The 16141-nt window shown below is 65.1% G+C and carries 13 protein-coding genes, 1 tRNA gene, 1 riboswitch and 1 other annotated feature; of the genes, 2 read left to right on the top strand and 12 right to left on the bottom strand.

Translation table 11 applies throughout. The annotated features are described in order from the left end of the window. Nucleotides 1-46: 46 nt before the first annotated feature. The 11 genes from QZS21_RS06325 to QZS21_RS06275 form a co-directional block, all read right to left on the bottom strand. Nucleotides 47-811, bottom strand: a complete 765-nt coding sequence (locus QZS21_RS06325; RefSeq protein WP_295581452.1) for an ABC transporter ATP-binding protein — start codon at nucleotides 809-811, stop codon at nucleotides 47-49. Beyond that, a complete protein-coding gene (locus tag QZS21_RS06320) occupies nucleotides 804-1742 on the bottom strand; it encodes an ABC transporter permease (RefSeq protein ID WP_295581450.1) in 939 nt (312 codons plus the stop codon). Before QZS21_RS06320 ends, QZS21_RS06325 begins: the two co-directional genes overlap by 8 nt. A 110-nt stretch (nucleotides 1743-1852) precedes the next feature. Further along, complete coding sequence (locus tag QZS21_RS06315; protein ID WP_295581448.1) at nucleotides 1853-2872, bottom strand: ABC transporter substrate-binding protein; 1020 nt, start codon at nucleotides 2870-2872, stop codon at nucleotides 1853-1855. Nucleotides 2873-3024: 152 nt separating this feature from the next. Further along, nucleotides 3025-3270: a binding site (T-box leader), on the bottom strand. A 391-nt stretch (nucleotides 3271-3661) separates the two neighbouring features. Continuing rightward, a tRNA-Gly gene (locus tag QZS21_RS06310) sits at nucleotides 3662-3737 on the bottom strand. 68 nt (nucleotides 3738-3805) lie between these two features. Further along, complete coding sequence (locus tag QZS21_RS06305; protein ID WP_295581446.1) at nucleotides 3806-4573, bottom strand: hypothetical protein; 768 nt, start codon at nucleotides 4571-4573, stop codon at nucleotides 3806-3808. A gap of 20 nt (nucleotides 4574-4593) precedes the next feature. Then, a complete protein-coding gene (locus QZS21_RS06300; RefSeq protein WP_295581444.1) occupies nucleotides 4594-5184 on the bottom strand; it encodes a lactate utilization protein in 591 nt (196 codons plus the stop codon). Nucleotide 5185: 1 nt separating this feature from the next. Then, complete coding sequence (locus tag QZS21_RS06295) at nucleotides 5186-6043, bottom strand: YitT family protein (protein WP_295581441.1); 858 nt, start codon at nucleotides 6041-6043, stop codon at nucleotides 5186-5188. Then, nucleotides 6040-8292, bottom strand: coding sequence for a DNA topoisomerase (ATP-hydrolyzing) subunit A (locus QZS21_RS06290; RefSeq protein ID WP_295581439.1), 2253 nt, complete (start codon nucleotides 8290-8292; stop codon nucleotides 6040-6042). The genes QZS21_RS06295 and QZS21_RS06290 overlap by 4 nt, the downstream gene beginning before the upstream one ends. Nucleotides 8293-8305: 13 nt before the next feature. After that, nucleotides 8306-8701, bottom strand: coding sequence for a hypothetical protein (locus tag QZS21_RS06285; protein WP_295581437.1), 396 nt, complete (start codon nucleotides 8699-8701; stop codon nucleotides 8306-8308). A gap of 16 nt (nucleotides 8702-8717) precedes the next feature. Next, entirely contained in the window at nucleotides 8718-10478 is a 1761-nt protein-coding gene (locus QZS21_RS06280) for a DUF1266 domain-containing protein (RefSeq protein ID WP_295581435.1), read from the bottom strand. Nucleotides 10479-10560: 82 nt separating this feature from the next. After that, nucleotides 10561-12555, bottom strand: coding sequence for a type IIA DNA topoisomerase subunit B (locus QZS21_RS06275; protein WP_295581433.1), 1995 nt, complete (start codon nucleotides 12553-12555; stop codon nucleotides 10561-10563). A gap of 366 nt (nucleotides 12556-12921) precedes the next feature. Between QZS21_RS06275 and QZS21_RS06270 the strand changes: the two genes are divergently transcribed. Beyond that, complete coding sequence (locus QZS21_RS06270; RefSeq protein ID WP_295581431.1) at nucleotides 12922-13644, top strand: helix-turn-helix transcriptional regulator; 723 nt, start codon at nucleotides 12922-12924, stop codon at nucleotides 13642-13644. 25 nt (nucleotides 13645-13669) lie between these two features. Then, nucleotides 13670-13742: riboswitch (Fluoride riboswitch) on the top strand. A 43-nt stretch (nucleotides 13743-13785) separates the two neighbouring features. Next, nucleotides 13786-14985, top strand: coding sequence for a cation:proton antiporter (locus QZS21_RS06265; protein WP_295581428.1), 1200 nt, complete (start codon nucleotides 13786-13788; stop codon nucleotides 14983-14985). Between the two features lie 31 nt (nucleotides 14986-15016). Here QZS21_RS06265 and QZS21_RS06260 read toward each other — a convergent pair whose 3' ends face one another. After that, nucleotides 15017-16138 (bottom strand): DGQHR domain-containing protein, encoded by a 1122-nt coding sequence (locus QZS21_RS06260; RefSeq protein WP_295581426.1) that lies wholly within the window; start codon nucleotides 16136-16138, stop codon nucleotides 15017-15019. Between the last annotated feature and the right edge of the window lie 3 nt (nucleotides 16139-16141).

Raw genomic sequence — 16141 nt, 5'->3', positions numbered from 1 at the left:
TGCCGCACATGCGGCAGGCCCGCTTTTTCGCTCTGTCCGGCCCCGCTCACTCCATGGAAATCCGGTTGAACATGCCCAGGATATCGTCGATGGAAGTGGCGGCCTTCTCCGCCCCGGCCCGGTCCAGCACCACCCGGCCCTGGCTCATCATCAGCACCCGGTCGCCGTACTCCACGGCGTAGCGGAGGTTGTGGGTCACCATCATGGCGGTGAGCTGTTTCTCCCGCACCACCTGGTTCGTCAGCTCCATGATGACCTCCGCGGTCTTGGGGTCCAGCGCCGCCGTGTGCTCATCCAGAATCAGGAATTTCAGCGGCGTCATGGTGGCCATCAGCAGCGCCACCGCCTGGCGCTGGCCGCCGGAGAGGGCCCCCATCTTCACATCCAGCTTATCCTCCAGCCCCAGGCCCAGGGATTGCAGCTGCTCCTGGTAAAAGGCCCGGCGGGCCCTGTTCACGCCCCGGGTCAGCCCGAAGGGCTTGCCCTTGTTGTCCGCCAGGGAGAGGTTCTCCAGCATGGTGAGGTTGGGGCAGGTCCCCGCCGCCGGGTTTTGGTACACCCGGCCCATGGAGGCATAGCGCTGGTAGTCCTTCTTTTTGGCGATGCTCTCCCCGCCCACCAGCACGTCTCCCCCCTCCACGGGGATGGAGCCGCAGATGATGTTGAGCAGGGAGGTCTTGCCGCTGCCGTTGCTGCCCACGATGGCCACAAACTGGCCGTCCTCCACCGTCAGGGAGAAGCGGTCGAAGAGCCGCTGCTCCGTAACGGTGCCGGGGTTGTAAATCTTCGTGATCTCCCGTACCTCAAGCATGGATAATCTCCTCCCCCTTCCGTCCGGACAGCACCAGCACCAGCAAAAACAGCACGGCGGTGATGAGCTTCATCATGTTGGCGGGCAGGCCCAGGCTCAGCGCCACCTGGATGCACAGCTTGTAGAGGATGCTGCCCAGGATGACGGCGGTGGTGCCCGCGGGAGAGGCCAGCCATTTCAGCACCGGCAGGCGCCGCATCCCCCGGGCCACCGGGGAGCCGGTGAAAAAGCCCACGGCGGACACGCCGATGATGACCGCCGCCAGGCCGTACACCAGCTGGCCGGTGCCCATGGTAGCGGAGAAGCTGCGCTGTTCGTGGCAGGCCACGCAGCCCGCCAGGGCCACCAGGGCGTTGGCCAGCACCAGGCCCAGAATTTTCACGGTGCCCCGGTCCTTGGCCAGGGTGGTCACCAGCCCCGCGTTGTCCCCCACCGCCCGCAGCAGCAGGCCGGACTTGGTCCTGAAATACAGGTCCATCAGCACCTTCACCGCCACCACCAGCACCAGCGACACCAGCAGCTTCCGCTCCATCAAGGTGAGGTTCCCCAGCAGGGCCATCACCGGGGCGGAGGTGAAGATGGTGTCGGTGCCCCGGTCCACCGTCAGGTTGGACCCGGCGATCTGGAGGTTCACGGAGAACAGGGCGGTCATGGTGATGATGCCCGCCAGCAGGTTCCGCACCCCCAGCCGCACGTGGATGAACCCGGTGAACAGTCCCGCCAGGCCCCCCACCAGCAGGGCGATGGGCAGCGTCAGCCAGGGGTTGACTCCCTTGGTCAGCAGCACGGCGGTGACGGCGGCGCCCAGGGGAAAGGTGCCGTCCACCCCCAGGTCGGGAAAGTCCAGAATGGAATAGGTGATATACACGCCGAAGGAGATCAGCGCGTAGACCAGGCCCTGGGTCAGGGTACTGATCAGCAGGTCCGTCATGGAGACCCCTCCTCAAAAGATAATGGGCTGCAAAGACGCCGGAACTCTCCGCCACGGTTGCGGCGGAGAGCGGCGGATGACAGCGGGATGCGGCGAAATGCGGTCGATGCTCAGGCCTGGCCGGCCTCCACGGCCCGCTCCGCCACGGCGGCGGGGACGACGATGCCCATGGCGTCCAGGGACTCGGCGTTTACGTAGATACCGTACTCGGAGATGGTCTCATAGGGCAGGTCCTGGCAGGTGGCCTCCCCCCGGAGGATCTTGGCGGCCATCAGGCCGGTCTGGATGCCCAGCTGCACGTAGTCCAGTCCGGCGGCGGCCACGCAGCCGATCTTCACCTGCTCCACCTCGGAGCCGTAGACGGGGATGCCGGCCTCGTTGGTCTTCTCCAGAATGGCGGGCAGCACGCCCACCACGGTGTTGTCGGTCAGGTTGGTGAAGCAGTCCACGCCGCGGGAGATCAGGGTGTCGGCGGCCTGGGTGACCTCAGACTGGGCGGTGACGCCCAGGACCTCCACGGTGAAGCCGTAATCGGGGGCCTTCTCCTGGTACTCGGCGATGGCGGAGACGGAGTTGGGCTCGCTGGTGGTGTAGAGGATGCCGATGGTCTTGGCGTTGGGCTGCATCTGGCGGATCAGGTCCAGCTGGGCCTCCACCGGCAGCTTGTCGGAGGTGCCGGTGACGTTGCCGGTGTCCAGCTTGGCCTGGGCGGGATCGGTGATGGCGGTGAAGATCACGGGGATGTCCTTATCCTCGGCGGCGGCGTAGCAGGCCACGGCGGAGGGGGTGGCGATACCCACCATCAAATCCGCGTCCTCGGCGGAGAAGCTCTGGCCGATCTGGGTGGCGATGGCGTCGTCAAACCCGGCGTTCTGGTAGTCGATCTCGTAGTCGGTGCCCTCCACCAGTCCGGCCTGTTCCAGGCCCTGGAGGAAGCCGATGCGGCAGTTGTCCAGGGAGGCGTGCTCGCCGTACTGGGAGATGCCGATGAGGAATTTCCCGGCGGGCTCGGGCTGGGAGGGACCGTCGCCGCCGGGGGCGGGGGGCTCGGTCTTGCCGCCGCAGGCGGCCAGGGAGAGGGTCAGCGTCAGCGCCAGAGCGGCGGAAAGCAGTTTACGGAAGTTTTTCATGGTTGTATCTCCATTTCTCTTTTCAAATTCAAATGATGATTGGGACGGCGGTCAAGCGCCGGGGAAACTTGCGGTGCACCCCCGCCATCGTCTCGTCTTCAGCTGCATGGTTCCAACCTCCAATAGGGTAAAATAAAAAAGCCCTGCCCCATCATTGGGACAAGACTTCCATCCTGCGGTACCACCCAAGTTGGCGCAAAGCGCCCGCTCGTTCCACGTACATCCATACGCGCCGCCATGGTAACGGGTGCGGTTCCCGTCAGCCGCTACTGGGCCAAACGGCCGTTCGCTCTGCCCTCGCAAGTCCATTCGCCGGAAAGTTCTCTGCCGTGATCCCACCACCCACGGCTCTCTGAAAGGTGACCTAACCGGGTACTCCTCTTGCTCATCGGTTTGCTGTTTGATTGCTTTGCATTATACGCACCCCAACCGCCGATGTCAACCGTGATTTTGCACAAAGAAGATATTCCCAGCCCCGCGCTTTCCCCGCACACTCCCCGTACTCCATCCGGAGCCCAACGCAGCGGGTCCGGAGGGAAAGCGAAGAAAACGTCCGTCCAGCGCATAAAAAAAGCCCTAAGGCTTTTTTCATCGCCTTAGGACTTTTTCTGAGCTGGAGCGGGCAACGAGGCTCGAACTCACTACCGGCATCCCGCAAACGGACTTCGGCCATTTGCAGGAACCCTGCCGGACCTCTGATTTTAAATGCGCTTCGCGCGTTAGGTGGAGGTAGCGAGTTCGCCGCTTACCAAAAAAACAAGACATCCAAATCGGATGTCCTGTTTCAGCTGGAGCGGGCAACGAGGCTCGAACTCGCTACCTCCACCTTGGCAAGGTGGCGCTCTACCAGATGAGCTATGCCCGCGGAACAAGGAGTATTCTACCAGAGGTTTTTCTCCTTGTCAAGATTTTTTCGCGGTTTTTTCCGTCTTTTTACGCGGCAGACCCATCGGGCGGTTCCGGCATCTCCTCCGGCGGCGGGGTCTCCCCCTCCGGCACCCCCTCTGGCAGCGGGGTCTCCCCCTCCGCCGCCGGGGAGAGCGCCGCCACCGCGTCCTCCCCCGGCTCCAGCAGGAACTCGATCAGACCCACTGCCCCGTCGGCGGGATAGTAATTCACCACCCAGGCTGGGGTCTCCGCCAGTCCCCGCTCCTCCCGGATACGCTCCACCATTGCGCTCACCCGCTCCGCGCCGTCCTGGTCCCAGTAGCCGATGCGCACCGCCAACTCCGCCTTCTCCTCGTCCAGCGCGGCCTCCAGCAGGCTGTACAGCGCCTCCGTGCTGGTGGCGTTCACCACCGCCTGAATCTGCTCCGCCGTCCGGCGGTAGCTGATTTGCACCGCGATCTCATAGTAGCTGCGCTGGGTCTGGCTGGCGGAGGTGATGTACTCCACGGCATAGGCGCCCATGGGCGTCTCCTGCAAAATCTCCGTGGTGGCCTGGTCCAGCGTCTCCGCCACGGTCATGTCGTCCTTGAAGTTGTAGAGCCGCAGGGTGGCGGTTTCCGTGCGCTGGCTGATGAGCAGCAGCAAGTCGTTGACGATATCCTGGAGGTTCTCCGCCCGGAGGGTCCCGGCGGCCTCGCTCTCCCAGAATTTGCTGCTGTGGGGCTCCACGGTGCTGTACGTCCGCTCCAGCAGCGGCGTGCAGCCCGTCAGCAGGCACAGCGCCAGCAGCAGCGGCGCCCGGCGCAGCTTCATGGGCCGCCTCCTCTCCATGCTCAGTACCCCAGGTCCTCGTCGATCAGCAGCACCTCCATCTCCACGCCGGAGATGGCCTCCCACAGCACCGCCAATCCCCGGCAGATGCGGTCCGGGCTCTTGCAGTCGTAGCAGCGGTCGCCATTGATGGCGCAGGGCGTCTTCCGGTTCAGGCGCTGGGCGTTTTTCGGCGCAGCGATGTTCCGGGCCCGCCACAGGGCCTCCTCATAGGTGGGGGCCAGCTTGTTCCGCCCGATGAGGAACACCACCTTCTTATGGCCGTACAGCATGGAGGCCGTCCGGTTGCCGTTGCCGTCGATGTTGATGATCTCCCCGGTCTCCGCCAAGCCGTTGGCGGAGGTGAGGTACACCTGGGCCCCCATGGCCTTTGGCAGCTCCCCCGGCCCGTTCTGCCAGTGCCAGAACACCGTGTTGTGGGCGGCCAGCGCGTCATACAGCCCCAGCTGCTGCACCGTCACGCTGCCGCCGATGCCGATGGTGGTGCCGTCCAGAGCGCCGTCCAGATAGGCGGCGGCCTGGGCCCCGGTCTCAAAGGTCTTCACCGCAAAGCCCCGGGCCTCCAGATACTTTTTTACCGTTTCAAACGCCATGTCAAAGATCCTCCTTCTGATAATCTCCAAATCCCTCGCCCAGCACCTCGTGGGCGTCGCAGACAATGAGGAACGCCGCCGGGTCCAGCTCCCGGACGGTGCGCTTGAGCTGTACGATGTCCCTCTGCCGGAAAGCCACCATCAAAACCTGCTTTTCCCGGTGGGTATAGGCCCCCTCCCCGTGGAGAAGGGTGACGCCCCGCCCCTGCTCCTCCAGCAGCACGCCGGCCATGTCCCGCCAGCGGTCGGAGATGATGTAGGCCACCTTGGAGGTGTCCATCCCGTAGAGGACGGCGTCCATCACCCGGGCGGTGACGAACAGCGCCACGGCGCCGTACAGCGCCGCCTCCACCCGGCCGAAGGCCAGGGCCACCAGCACCAGCACCACGCCGTCCGGCACCAGCATCAGCTTGCCCAGGGGCAGCCAGGGAAATTTCAGCTTCAGCAGCCGGACCACGATATCCGTGCCGCCGGTGGTGGCCCCCTGGGAGAACACCAGGCCGAAGCCCACCCCCAGCAGCGCCCCGCCGCACAGGGCGGCCAGCATGGGGTCCAGCGGGGCGAAGGCGTGGACGGCGGCGATGCCGTCGATGGCCAGGGCGCTCACCGCCATGGAAAAGAGGGAGGAGGCCAGCAGGTGGAAGCCGATGAACCGCCAGCCCGCCAGAAACAGCGGGATGTTCAGCAGCATCGTCAGCGTGCCCACCGGCAGCACCGGCGCCAGGGCGTTGAGCACCTGGGCAAGGCCGGTGACGCCGCCCATGGCCACCAGGTTGGGGACGAAGAACCAGTCGAACCCCAGGGCGAAGAGCACCGACCCCAGGGTGATGATCCCATAGCTCTTCAGCCGCGCCCTCATTCCGCACCGTCCAGCAGCCCCAGCTGCCGCTCCTCGGAGTCCTCCTGCCGCAGCAGCGCGCCGGCGGCGGGCACCGCCCGGACCCGGTAGCGGCTCTGGCCGGTGATGGCCGTCTCCTCCAGGGGCTTCACCGCCTCCAGGCGGTACTTGGGCTTCAGGTTCATCACCGCCACGCCCTGGGTGGTGCGGGTGGTCTTGGGCGAGAGCAGCGCCGTGTGGAAGATCAGGCACCGGGGCTCCGTGGAATATACCGCCAGCTCGCAGTCCCCGTCGATGCGGCGGATGCAGCACAGGGGCGCCTTGTCGGAATAGGCGCCGGTGAGCTTGCGGCGGTTGGAGGTGGTCTTGTAGGCGGCGATGTCCACCCGGGCGGCCTTGCCGTTTTCAAAGAAGAACAGCAGCGCCCCGGTGTAGTCCCCGGGCAGGACGGCGTAGAGCACGTTCTCCCCGGCGTCCATCCCCAACTTCACCGGCAGGTAGTCCCCCAGGAGGCTGGCCTTGGTGTCCTCAAACTCCCCCAGCCGGGTCTTGTACACCTGGCAGCGGTCGGTGAAGAACATGATCTCGGCGTTGCTGGTGGTCTCGAAGGTCTGGCGGAGGGCGTCCCCCTCCTTGAGCTTCTGCTCCCCGCTCATGCGGAGGCTGAGGGGGGTGATCTTTTTGAAATAGCCGTCCCGGGAGAGGAAGACGTGGACGGGGTACTCCTCCACCGCCGTCTCCTCCTCGTAGGGCGGCAGCTCGTGGCCGTAGACGATGGCGGTGCGGCGGGGCTCGCCGTACTTCTTCGCCACCTCGCCCAGCTCGTCCACGATGATCTGCTTTACCCGGCGGGGGTCGTTCAGGATGTCCTCCAGGTCCTCGATCTCCTGCTCCAGGTCGTCGGTCTCCCGGACCCGCTTGAGAATATACTCCTTGTTGATGTTGCGCAGCCGGATCTCCGCCACAAATTCCGCCTGGACCTGGTCGATGCCGAAGCCGATCATCAGGTTGGGGATGACCTCGGCCTCCTCCTCCGTCTCCCGGATGATGCGGATGGCCTTGTCGATGTCCAGCAGGATGCGCTTGAGGCCCTTGAGCAGGTGGAGCTTGTCCTTGCGCTTGTTCAGCACGAAGTACACCCGGCGGCGCACGGAGTCCGTGCGCCAGGCGGTCCACTCCTCCAGAATCTGCCGCACCCCCAGCACCCGGGGCATGCCGGCGATCAGCACGTTGAAGTTGCAGGAGAAGGCGTCCTCCAGGGGAGTCTGGCGGTAGAGCTTGGCCATCAGCTTGTCCGGGTCCGTGCCCCGCTTGAGGTCGATGGCCAGTTTCAGGCCCGAGAGATCCGTCTCGTCCCGCATGTCCGCGATCTCCTTGGCCTTTCCCGCCTTGATGAGCTCCGCCACCTTGTCCAAAATGGCCTCCACGGTGGTGGAGTAGGGAATCTCGTAGACCTCAATCAGGTTCTCCGCCTTCACATACCGGTACTTGGCCCGCACCCGGACGCTGCCCCGGCCGGTGTTGTAGATCTCCCGGAGGGCGGTGTCGTCGCAGATCAGCTCGCCGCCGGTTGGAAAGTCCGGCCCCCGCAGCGTCTCGCTCAGGTCGCAGTTTGGATTTTTCAGATAGGCCGCCGTGGTGTCGCAGACCTCCTTGAGGTTGAAGCCGCAGAACTGGGAGGCCATGCCCACGGCGATGCCGCTGTTGGCGGAGACCAGGATGTTGGGGAAGGTGGTGGGCAGCAGGGCCGGCTCCTTCATGGTGTTGTCGTAGTTGTCCACGAAGTCCACGGTGTCGTTATCGATGTCCCGGAACAGCTCCGCGCAGATGGCCGTCAGCTTGGCCTCGGTGTACCGGGGGGCGGCCCAGGCCATGTCCCGAGAATAGGCCTTGCCGAAGTTGCCCTTGGAGTCCACAAAGGGGGTCAGCAGCGCGCCGTAGCCCCGGGAGAGGCGCACCATGGTGTCGTAAATGGCGGCGTCGCCGTGGGGGTTGAGGCGCATGGTCTGGCCCACGATGTTGGCGGACTTGGTCCGCGTCCCCGTCAAAAGCCCCATTTTGTACATGGTGTACAGGAGCTTGCGGTGGGAGGGCTTGAAGCCGTCGATCTCCGGGATGGCCCGGGAGACGATGACGCTCATGGCGTAGGGCATGTAATTGGTCTCCAGGGTGTCGGTGATGGGCTGTTCCACCACCGCCGCCCGAAGGCCCATCACATGGGGGTTGTTCACTTTTGGCTTGCCCGTCTCGGGCTGCTTTTTCTTTGGCATATCCACAAAATCCTTACTTGAATTGTTTTCCCCTGAAAAGGAACGGGAGCCCCCCCAGCAGGGCGATCACCGGAAGGCCGATGATCTGGGCCAGCAGCAGGAAATCCATATCGAATTCCACCACCCGCCCAACAAGCGCCCCCACCGGCCAGACGGCGGCGTTCGCCAGGAACAGCGCCCCCAGCAGGCGGGAGAGGCGCCTCTGGGCGGCGGCGGGCAGCCCCCAGCGGTCCCAGGCGGGCGCGGGGGCTCCGCGCCAACAGGCGGCGGCAAACAGGACGGCGAGGAGCGTCATCTCCCCGTGCAGCAAGACCAGCACCCGTCCCGGCCGCCAGTGAAACCACGTGGAGAGCGGAACCAGAGCCGACGTGAAGACCGAACAGGCCACCAGCAATTTGTTCAGGCTCATGACGCCCCCCTTCCTCTCACTGGACGGAGGCCAGCAAGGCCTCCGCCGTGTAGCCGTCCACGCCCCGGACGGCGCTTTTGAACAGGCCGTCGTCCAGAACCTCCCGGTGCCGCTCCAACAGCTCCTTGCAGAAGGTCCCCCGGGTCACCGTCCAGGGGTCCTTCCCCAACACGTCGTTGCGGGCCCACCAGTTGTAGCCGTCCAGGTAATTCTCATAAAACGTCTCCCAGGAGGAGAAGGTCTCCCGGCAGCGCTTCGCCGCAGGCTCCAGGATGGCCAGCGCCTCCTCGTAGGTCAGAAAGCCGGCGGTATAGCCGTACTGGGCCAGGTTGCTCATGCGGGAGAGGTCCCAGGCCAGGATGCCCGTCTCCCCCCACTTCTCCCCCAACTGCTTGGTAAAGGGGAACATGTAGACGTCCATGCCCTGGGCGTTGCGGAGAATCTGCTGGTACTCGCTGTTCTTCATCCCCGCAATCCAGGCCACGTCCGCCAGGAAGTCGTCGTTGTGCCCATGGTCCGTCATGCGGGTGATCAACTCGATCAGCCCCGCCCGGTCGGAGATGCCCCACTCATTGAGCAGGGCGGCCCGGCCGTACTCCTTGGCGGCGCGCAGACTGCTGCCGTAGACCGTGGGCGCGTTTTCATAGGGTGCCTTCTCCGCCCGGCCCATGCCGCCGAACATCGCCGGGTCCTGGTTCGGCATCATCACCATGCGCACGGCGCCCATGGCCAGGGCCCAGGCCTCCAGGTTGGAGCCCTCCGCCGCGGTCTTGTCCTCCCAAATCTCCACCCGGCGGGTGGTCTCGTCCCAGGAGGCGCGCTGCCCCATCAGCTCCGCCAGGCGCAGCACCGGCACCATGGTCCGGTCCTTGGAGGTGTACGTGGCCGCCCCCAGCTCCACCGGTACGCCGTCCCGGTAGGCCGTGGTCTTGCCCACGGGGAAATCCATGTTCACGCCGGCCCGGAAGACGCGGGCCGCCTGGGTCTCGGCCACCCAGGTAACATCCGCCCCCAGCCGCTCCGCCACCCAGCGGAGGGAGACCATGATCGTGCCGTTTACAATCTCCGGGTCGGCGTCCCGGTAGACCTCCTTGCCGTCCGCCACCGTCCGGTCCACCGTCAGCACGTGCCCGTCCACCCAGACCTCCACCCGGTTTTCGTAGGCCTCCACCGCGGCCCAGATCTCCTCCCACTCCTGGTCGGAGACCACCGCCAGGGCGGGGTAGTCCAGGAACTGCTCCATGGTGTAGCCGGAATTCTGAAGGAAGGTGTTCAGAGCGGTTCCGGAGAACCGCTGGTTGGTGGTGGGTGCGCACTCCAGCAGCCGGGCCCGCAGATACCACAATTGCATCAGGTAGTAGGCGGGGTCGGAGGCATCGCCGCCCCCCTGCTTATAGGAGGACTGGGCCAGGGAGAAATACCGCCGGGCCCTGGAGGCACACCGGTGGCTGGGGGCGTTTTCCGCATACTTCATGCCGATGAGCCCCAGCTCGTACCGCATGGCGGCCGAGCACCCCAGGGCCTCCCCCGCATCCCAGTCCGCGTACAGCGCCTCCCCCTTCTGCGGCTCCACATGGCCCGCCGCCGCGTCCTCCCGCAGCCGCAGAATCCGCTCCCAGTCCGCGCCCTCGTAGGCGCTGTCTCCGGGGAGCACCAGGTATTCCTCCTTGTCCACCCACGCCGGGGGCGCGGGGGACGCCTCTGCCGCCGAGGCGGCGGGGAGCGCCAGGGCCAGGAGCACCCACAGGGAGAGCACCATGGAAAGCAGCCGTTTCATCGCCGTATCCTCCTTACCGGTATTTCTGAAAACGGGGCCTGCGCCCCGGCTTCTCCCTCTCCGGCGGCCCACCGGCCCCGCCTCAGCTGATGTCCGCCATCTCCAGATAGCGGTAGCCGTTTTCCGCGATGTGGTCCTTCCGGCCCTGGAGGTTGTCCCCCAGCAGCAGGTCGAAGACGGCCGCCGTCCGCTCCACGTCCTCCGGCATCACCCGGATGAGGCGGCGGGTCTCCGGGTTCATGGTGGTCAGCCACATCATGTCCGGGTCGTTTTCGCCCAGGCCCTTGGAGCGGTCGATTTTGTACTTCTTCCCCTCCAGGCCCTTCAAAATATCGTTCTTCTCCTTGTCGGAGTAGGCAAACCAGGTCTTCTCCCCGCAGTTGATCTCAAAGAGAGGGGTCTCCGCGATATAGACGTAGCCCTCCCGGATGAGGGTGGGGGTCAGCCGGTAGAGCATGGTGAGGATCAGTGTCCGGATCTGGAAGCCGTCCACGTCGCCATCGGTGCAGATGACCACCTTGTTCCACCGGAAGTTCCCCAGATCGAAGGCCGCCATGTTCTTCACGTGGCGGTTCTGCACCTCCACGCCGCAGCCCAGCACCCGCATCAAATCCATAATGACGTCACTTTTGAAAATGCGGGCGTAATCCGCCTTCAGACAGTTGAGAATCTTGCCCCGGATGGGCATGATGCCCTGATACTCCGCGTCCCGGCTGAGCTTGACGCTGCCCAGGGCGGAGTCGCCCTCCACGATATAGATCTCCCGCCGGGCTACGTCCCGGGACCGGCAGTCCACAAACTTCTGTACCCGGTCGGTGATGCTGATGTTGGCGGAGAGCTTGTTTTTGATGTTCAGCCGGGCCTTCTCCGCGCTCTCCCGGGAGCGCTTGTTGATGAGGACCTGCTCGGCGATCTTCTCCGCGTCGAAACGGTTTTCAATGAAGTAGATCTCCAGGTTGCTGCGGAGAAACTCCGTCATGGCCTCCTGGACGAACTTGTTGGTGATGGCCTTTTTCGTCTGGTTTTCATAGCTGGTCTGGGTGGAGAAGTTGTTGCTCACCAGCACGATGCAGTCCTCCACGTCCGCCCAGGTGAGTTTGCTCTCGCTCTTCTGGTACTTGCCCTGCTGGCGCAGATACGCGTCGATGGCGGAGACAAAGGCGGACTTGGCCGCCTTCTCCGGGCTGCCGCCGTGCTCCAGCCAGCTGGAGTTGTGGTAGTGCTCGATCATGCTGACCCGGTTGGAAAAACAGAAGGACACGCTGAGCTTCACCTTGTACTCCGGCTTGTCCGCCCGGTCCCGGCCCTTCTTCTCCGCCTGCCAGAACACCGGCGCGGTGAGGCTCCCCTCCCCCGCCAGCTCCGCCACATAGTCGGCGATGCCGTTTTCGTAGAAGAACTCCGTCTCCTCAAACGCCCCCGGCGCCGTCTCATTGCGGAAGCGGAAGATGATGCCTGCGTTCACCACCGCCTGGCGCTTCATCACGTCGGCAAAGTACGCCGCCGGGATGGCGATGTCGGTGAACACGTCCAAATCCGGCAGCCAGTGGGTGCGGGTGCCGGTCTTTTTCGCCTGACTCTTGGGCAGGGGGGTTTTGCTCAGCTCCCCCACCAGCTCGCCCCGCTCAAAGTGCAGGGCGTATTGAAAGCCGTCCCGCCACACCGTCACGTCCATGTAACGGGAGGCGTACTGGGTGGAGCAGGCGCCCAGGCCGTTGAGGCCCAGGGAGTACTCGTAGCTCTCGCCGGTCATGTTGTCGTACTTGCCGCCGGCGTACAGCTCGCAGTACACCAGCTCCCAGTTCCAGCGCTGCTCCTTCTCGTTCCAGTCCACGGGGCAGCCCCGCCCCGCGTCCTCCACCTCTACGGAATGGTCCGCGTACCGGGTGACGGTGATGGACCGGCCGTGGCCCTCCCGGGCCTCGTCGATGGAGTTGGAGAGAATCTCAAACACCGCGTGCTGGCAGCCGTCCAGGCCGTCGGAGCCGAAGATGACGCCCGGCCGCTTCCGGACCCGGTCCGCCCCCTTCAGGGATGAGATGCTGTCGTTGCCGTAAGATTGCTTCTTTGTCGCCATAGTTCCTCCGAAAAGGCAGAAACTGCCCTGATTTCAATGCTTTCCTATTGTATCACAACCCGCCCCCCGGTTCAAGTGCCCCGCCGCAGGCGGGCCGCTTTCCCGCCTTTTCCCGCTGGGAACCCGCCTTTTTCGAGAAAATGTTATTGCGCAACAATTCCCATAACCAAAGCGTCACCTTCACAATTCATTCATATATCAGGGTTTTGCACATTCTCCACAGAGTTTTCCACACCGTTATGTAAACTTTTCAACTTTCAAAAAATTCGCCTTCCGCAACCACTGGTTGCGCCCCTGCCGCGCCCGCCTGGTTGCGCGCAACCGCCTCGTCTGGTATGATACATCCAAAGACAAGGAGGTGGCGAGATGGAGTTTTCCGAATGCTTGGCCCGGGAGCGGAAGGCCCGGGGCATGAGCCAGGAGGACCTGGCGGGGCGCATCCAGGTGTCCCGCCAGGCGGTGAGCAAATGGGAGACCGGCGACGCCATGCCGGACCTGCCCAAGCTGCTGGCCCTGGCGGAGGTCCTGGCGCTCCCCCTGGACGTCCTGTGCGGCCGGGAGGCGGCGCCGGAGGCAGCAGCCCCAGAGAAGGCAGTCCCGGAGGCGGCCCTGCCGGAGACGGGGGCGCCCGCCTCCCCGGCGGGCCGGAGGGGGGCGCGGCTCCTCCCCGCCCTGTGCGGCTTTCTGGCGGCCTGCCTGCTCTGCGGCGGGCTGTGGGCCTGGAGCCGCCGGGACGTGGCGCCGGCGGAGACGGCCGTGGCGAGCGCCCTGCCGGACGCCTTCACCGTCTCCGGCGTGGGCTTCTACGGCCACGACGGCTATGTGAACTACCGCTTTGTCCCTAGCGCCGCCGGGGAGGGGATCACCTACCAGATCGTCTTTACCGGCTCCGACGGTTCCAGCGCGGTCTTTGACGCGGAGAATGTAGGCGGCGTGTGCGCCGGCTCCGCCGCCGCAGACCCTTACGACGACCTTCTCGTCACCGTCACCGCCACCGACGGCATCTCCAGCCGCAGCGTTCCCGTGGCCCGGGGCCTCAGCTTCAGCGACGGCAGCGCCAGCTGGACGTCGCTGGAAGAAACGCCTTGACTCCGCCCCTTCGCCGTGCTATCATGGGGAACCAGGGAATGAAGTTCTCCCCCGGGATCTCCCGAAACCGCTGAAAGGCTGATGACTTCTGCGATACGTCGCAGGACTCATCAGCTTTTTTTTGGAAAGGTGGCACACCACATGCTGACGTCTCTCGCCTTGATCTTTCTGGCGGGGCTGGCCATGGCCGCCCTGTGCCAGAGGCTCCGCCTCCCCCGCATCATCGGGATGCTGCTCACCGGCATCCTCCTGGGCCCCTACGCGCTGAACCTGCTGGACAGCTCCATCCTGCTGGTCTCGGCGGACCTGCGGAAGATGGCCCTGGTCATCATCCTCATCAAGGCGGGGCTGTCCCTGGACCTGCGGGACCTGAAGGCCGTTGGCCGCCCCGCCCTGCTGCTGAGCTGCCTGCCCGCCTCCGCCGAGATTCTGGCCTACGTGCTCTTCGCGCCGGCGGTGCTGGGGCTCACCCGGGCGGAGGGCGCCGTCATGGGGGCGGTGCTGGCGGCCGTCTCCCCCGCCGTGGTAGTGCCCCGGATGGTCCAGCTGATGGAGGAGCGCCGGGGCACCGGCAAGCACATCCCCCAGATGCTGCTGGCCGGCGCCTCCATGGACGACGTGTTCGTCATCGTCCTCTTCTCCACCTTCACCGGCATCGCCCAGGGCGGCGGCGCGGCGGCGGGAGACCTGGCGGGCATCCCGGTGTCCATTGTGCTGGGCATCGCCGCGGGCGCCTTGACAGGAGCGGCCCTGGCCCGGTTTTTTGAAACCCGGTACGCCATGGCCCACACCGTCCGGGGCAGCGTGAAGGTCATCATTCTCCTGGGCACCGCCTTTTTGCTGCTGGCGCTGGAGACCTGGCTTTCCGGGCTGGTCCCCCTGTCCGGGCTGCTGGCGGTGGTGGCCATGGCCTGCGCGCTGGGGATGCGGACCGTCCCCGCCGTTTCCGCCCGGCTGGCGGAGAAGTTCGGCAAGCTGTGGCTGGCGGCGGAGCTGCTGCTGTTCGTCCTGGTGGGCGCGGCGGTGGATGTCCGCTACACCCTGGAGGCCGGTCCCGGCGCCCTGGCGATGATCCTCCTGGCGCTGGCGGTCCGGTCCCTGGGGGTGCTGGCCAGCCTGTGGGGCACGGACCTTAACCGCCGGGAGCGGCTGTTCTGCGTGATCTCCTATCTGCCCAAGGCCACCGTTCAGGCGGCCATCGGCTCCGTGCCCCTGGCCATGGGCCTGCCCTGCGGAAGCCTGGTGCTGTCGGTGGCGGTACTGGCCATCCTCCTCACCGCCCCCCTGGGAGCCCTGGGCATCGACACCGGCGCCGGAAGGCTGCTGGAAAAAGAGCCGTAAAAAAAGCCGCCGGAGCTCCGGCGGCTTTTCTCTATGCCAGCGGGTTGAAGGTCCGGCGGCGGCGCAACGTCAAAAACGTCTCGCAGCAGCTGCTGTGGTCCTTCACCGCCTTGTCCGTGGCGCCCTCCCCCCGGAAGTCGGCGGAGTTCTCAAACAGCGTCTCCTGCCCCGTGCTCTCCTGGAGGGCCTGGATCATCTCCCCCACAAACTCGTCGTTCAGCGGCCTCTGCTCCTCAATCGCGTGCTTCCAGAAGAGCGGGAACAGCCACAGGATGTACCGCAGGCCGGAGATCTTGGTCATGGTGTCCTTCCCGGGCTCCTGGAAGGACAGCCCGTAGAAGGCCTCCCACCCCCGGAGATACCGGCACAGGGCGTCGAACTTCTGCTCCTCCGTGGCGGGGGAGGCGTCCACCAGCATATTCTCCGGAAAGGTCTTGGCGAGAATCTTCACCAGCTCCTTGGCCTTGTAGCCCTTTGGAATCCGCTCCGCGCTCATGATGATACGCCCCCTCAGCGGCGAACAGTGCTCCGTGTTCAGCTCCGTGATGGTGGGATAGTACTTCCGCTCCCTCTCCGAGAGCAGTCCCAGCTTCTGGCGCAGCCACAGCAGCAGGTTGCCGCTGACCGCCTTCTGCTTCTCATTGGTGACCATGAACAGCATCTGCCGCTCCCGGACGGTGGGCACCTCAAACAGGCTGAATGTGATCTCATAGGGGATATCGTCCTTGACATCGGGGCTGCGGAAATCCTCCCGGAAGGCAAAAATCCGGTGCTGCCCGTCGATGACGTCCAGCGTTCCCTGGTACGCCTCAAACTCCGCCTCCCGGTCAGGAATCTCCAGAAAATACCGCTCCTCCCGGCGGCGGGTGCCGTCCTCCAGGAGGACCTCCACCTGCTCGGACTGCACCTTCAACAGCCGGCCCTCCTCATTCCGCTTGGTGGACAGCATCACGCTTCCGGGCAGCATCCCGTGCTCCTCCCCCACATATGCAGAGATCTCCCGAAGATGCTTTTCCTCCAGCGGCCGCTGGGCGTCCTGGATGTCGCCCACCTGAATGTCGTCGGTCAGGCGGATGAGAAGCCGGGGGTCCAGCTTTCCCGCGTAGAACGTCCGCCCAAACTGGCGGACCGGTATCAGGGCAATGGGTCTCATAGC

It is taken from the genome of uncultured Oscillibacter sp., assembly GCF_900544955.1.
Taxonomy (GTDB): Bacteria; Bacillota; Clostridia; order Oscillospirales; family Oscillospiraceae; genus Oscillibacter.
This window is presented reverse-complemented; position numbering and strand designations above follow the sequence as displayed.

Coding starts and splice junctions, on each gene's coding strand:
- QZS21_RS06290 (WP_295581439.1), bottom strand. CDS start 8,292: ATGCCAAAGAAAAAGCAGCCCGAGACGGGCAAGCCAAAAGTGAACAAC.
- QZS21_RS06270 (WP_295581431.1), top strand. CDS start 12,922: ATGGAGTTTTCCGAATGCTTGGCCCGGGAGCGGAAGGCCCGGGGCATG.
- QZS21_RS06280 (WP_295581435.1), bottom strand. CDS start 10,478: ATGAAACGGCTGCTTTCCATGGTGCTCTCCCTGTGGGTGCTCCTGGCC.
- QZS21_RS06295 (WP_295581441.1), bottom strand. CDS start 6,043: ATGAGGGCGCGGCTGAAGAGCTATGGGATCATCACCCTGGGGTCGGTG.
- QZS21_RS06285 (WP_295581437.1), bottom strand. CDS start 8,701: ATGAGCCTGAACAAATTGCTGGTGGCCTGTTCGGTCTTCACGTCGGCT.
- QZS21_RS06300 (WP_295581444.1), bottom strand. CDS start 5,184: ATGGCGTTTGAAACGGTAAAAAAGTATCTGGAGGCCCGGGGCTTTGCG.
- QZS21_RS06305 (WP_295581446.1), bottom strand. CDS start 4,573: ATGAAGCTGCGCCGGGCGCCGCTGCTGCTGGCGCTGTGCCTGCTGACG.
- QZS21_RS06260 (WP_295581426.1), bottom strand. CDS start 16,138: ATGAGACCCATTGCCCTGATACCGGTCCGCCAGTTTGGGCGGACGTTC.
- QZS21_RS06265 (WP_295581428.1), top strand. CDS start 13,786: ATGCTGACGTCTCTCGCCTTGATCTTTCTGGCGGGGCTGGCCATGGCC.
- QZS21_RS06320 (WP_295581450.1), bottom strand. CDS start 1,742: ATGACGGACCTGCTGATCAGTACCCTGACCCAGGGCCTGGTCTACGCG.
- QZS21_RS06275 (WP_295581433.1), bottom strand. CDS start 12,555: ATGGCGACAAAGAAGCAATCTTACGGCAACGACAGCATCTCATCCCTG.
- QZS21_RS06325 (WP_295581452.1), bottom strand. CDS start 811: ATGCTTGAGGTACGGGAGATCACGAAGATTTACAACCCCGGCACCGTT.
- QZS21_RS06315 (WP_295581448.1), bottom strand. CDS start 2,872: ATGAAAAACTTCCGTAAACTGCTTTCCGCCGCTCTGGCGCTGACGCTG.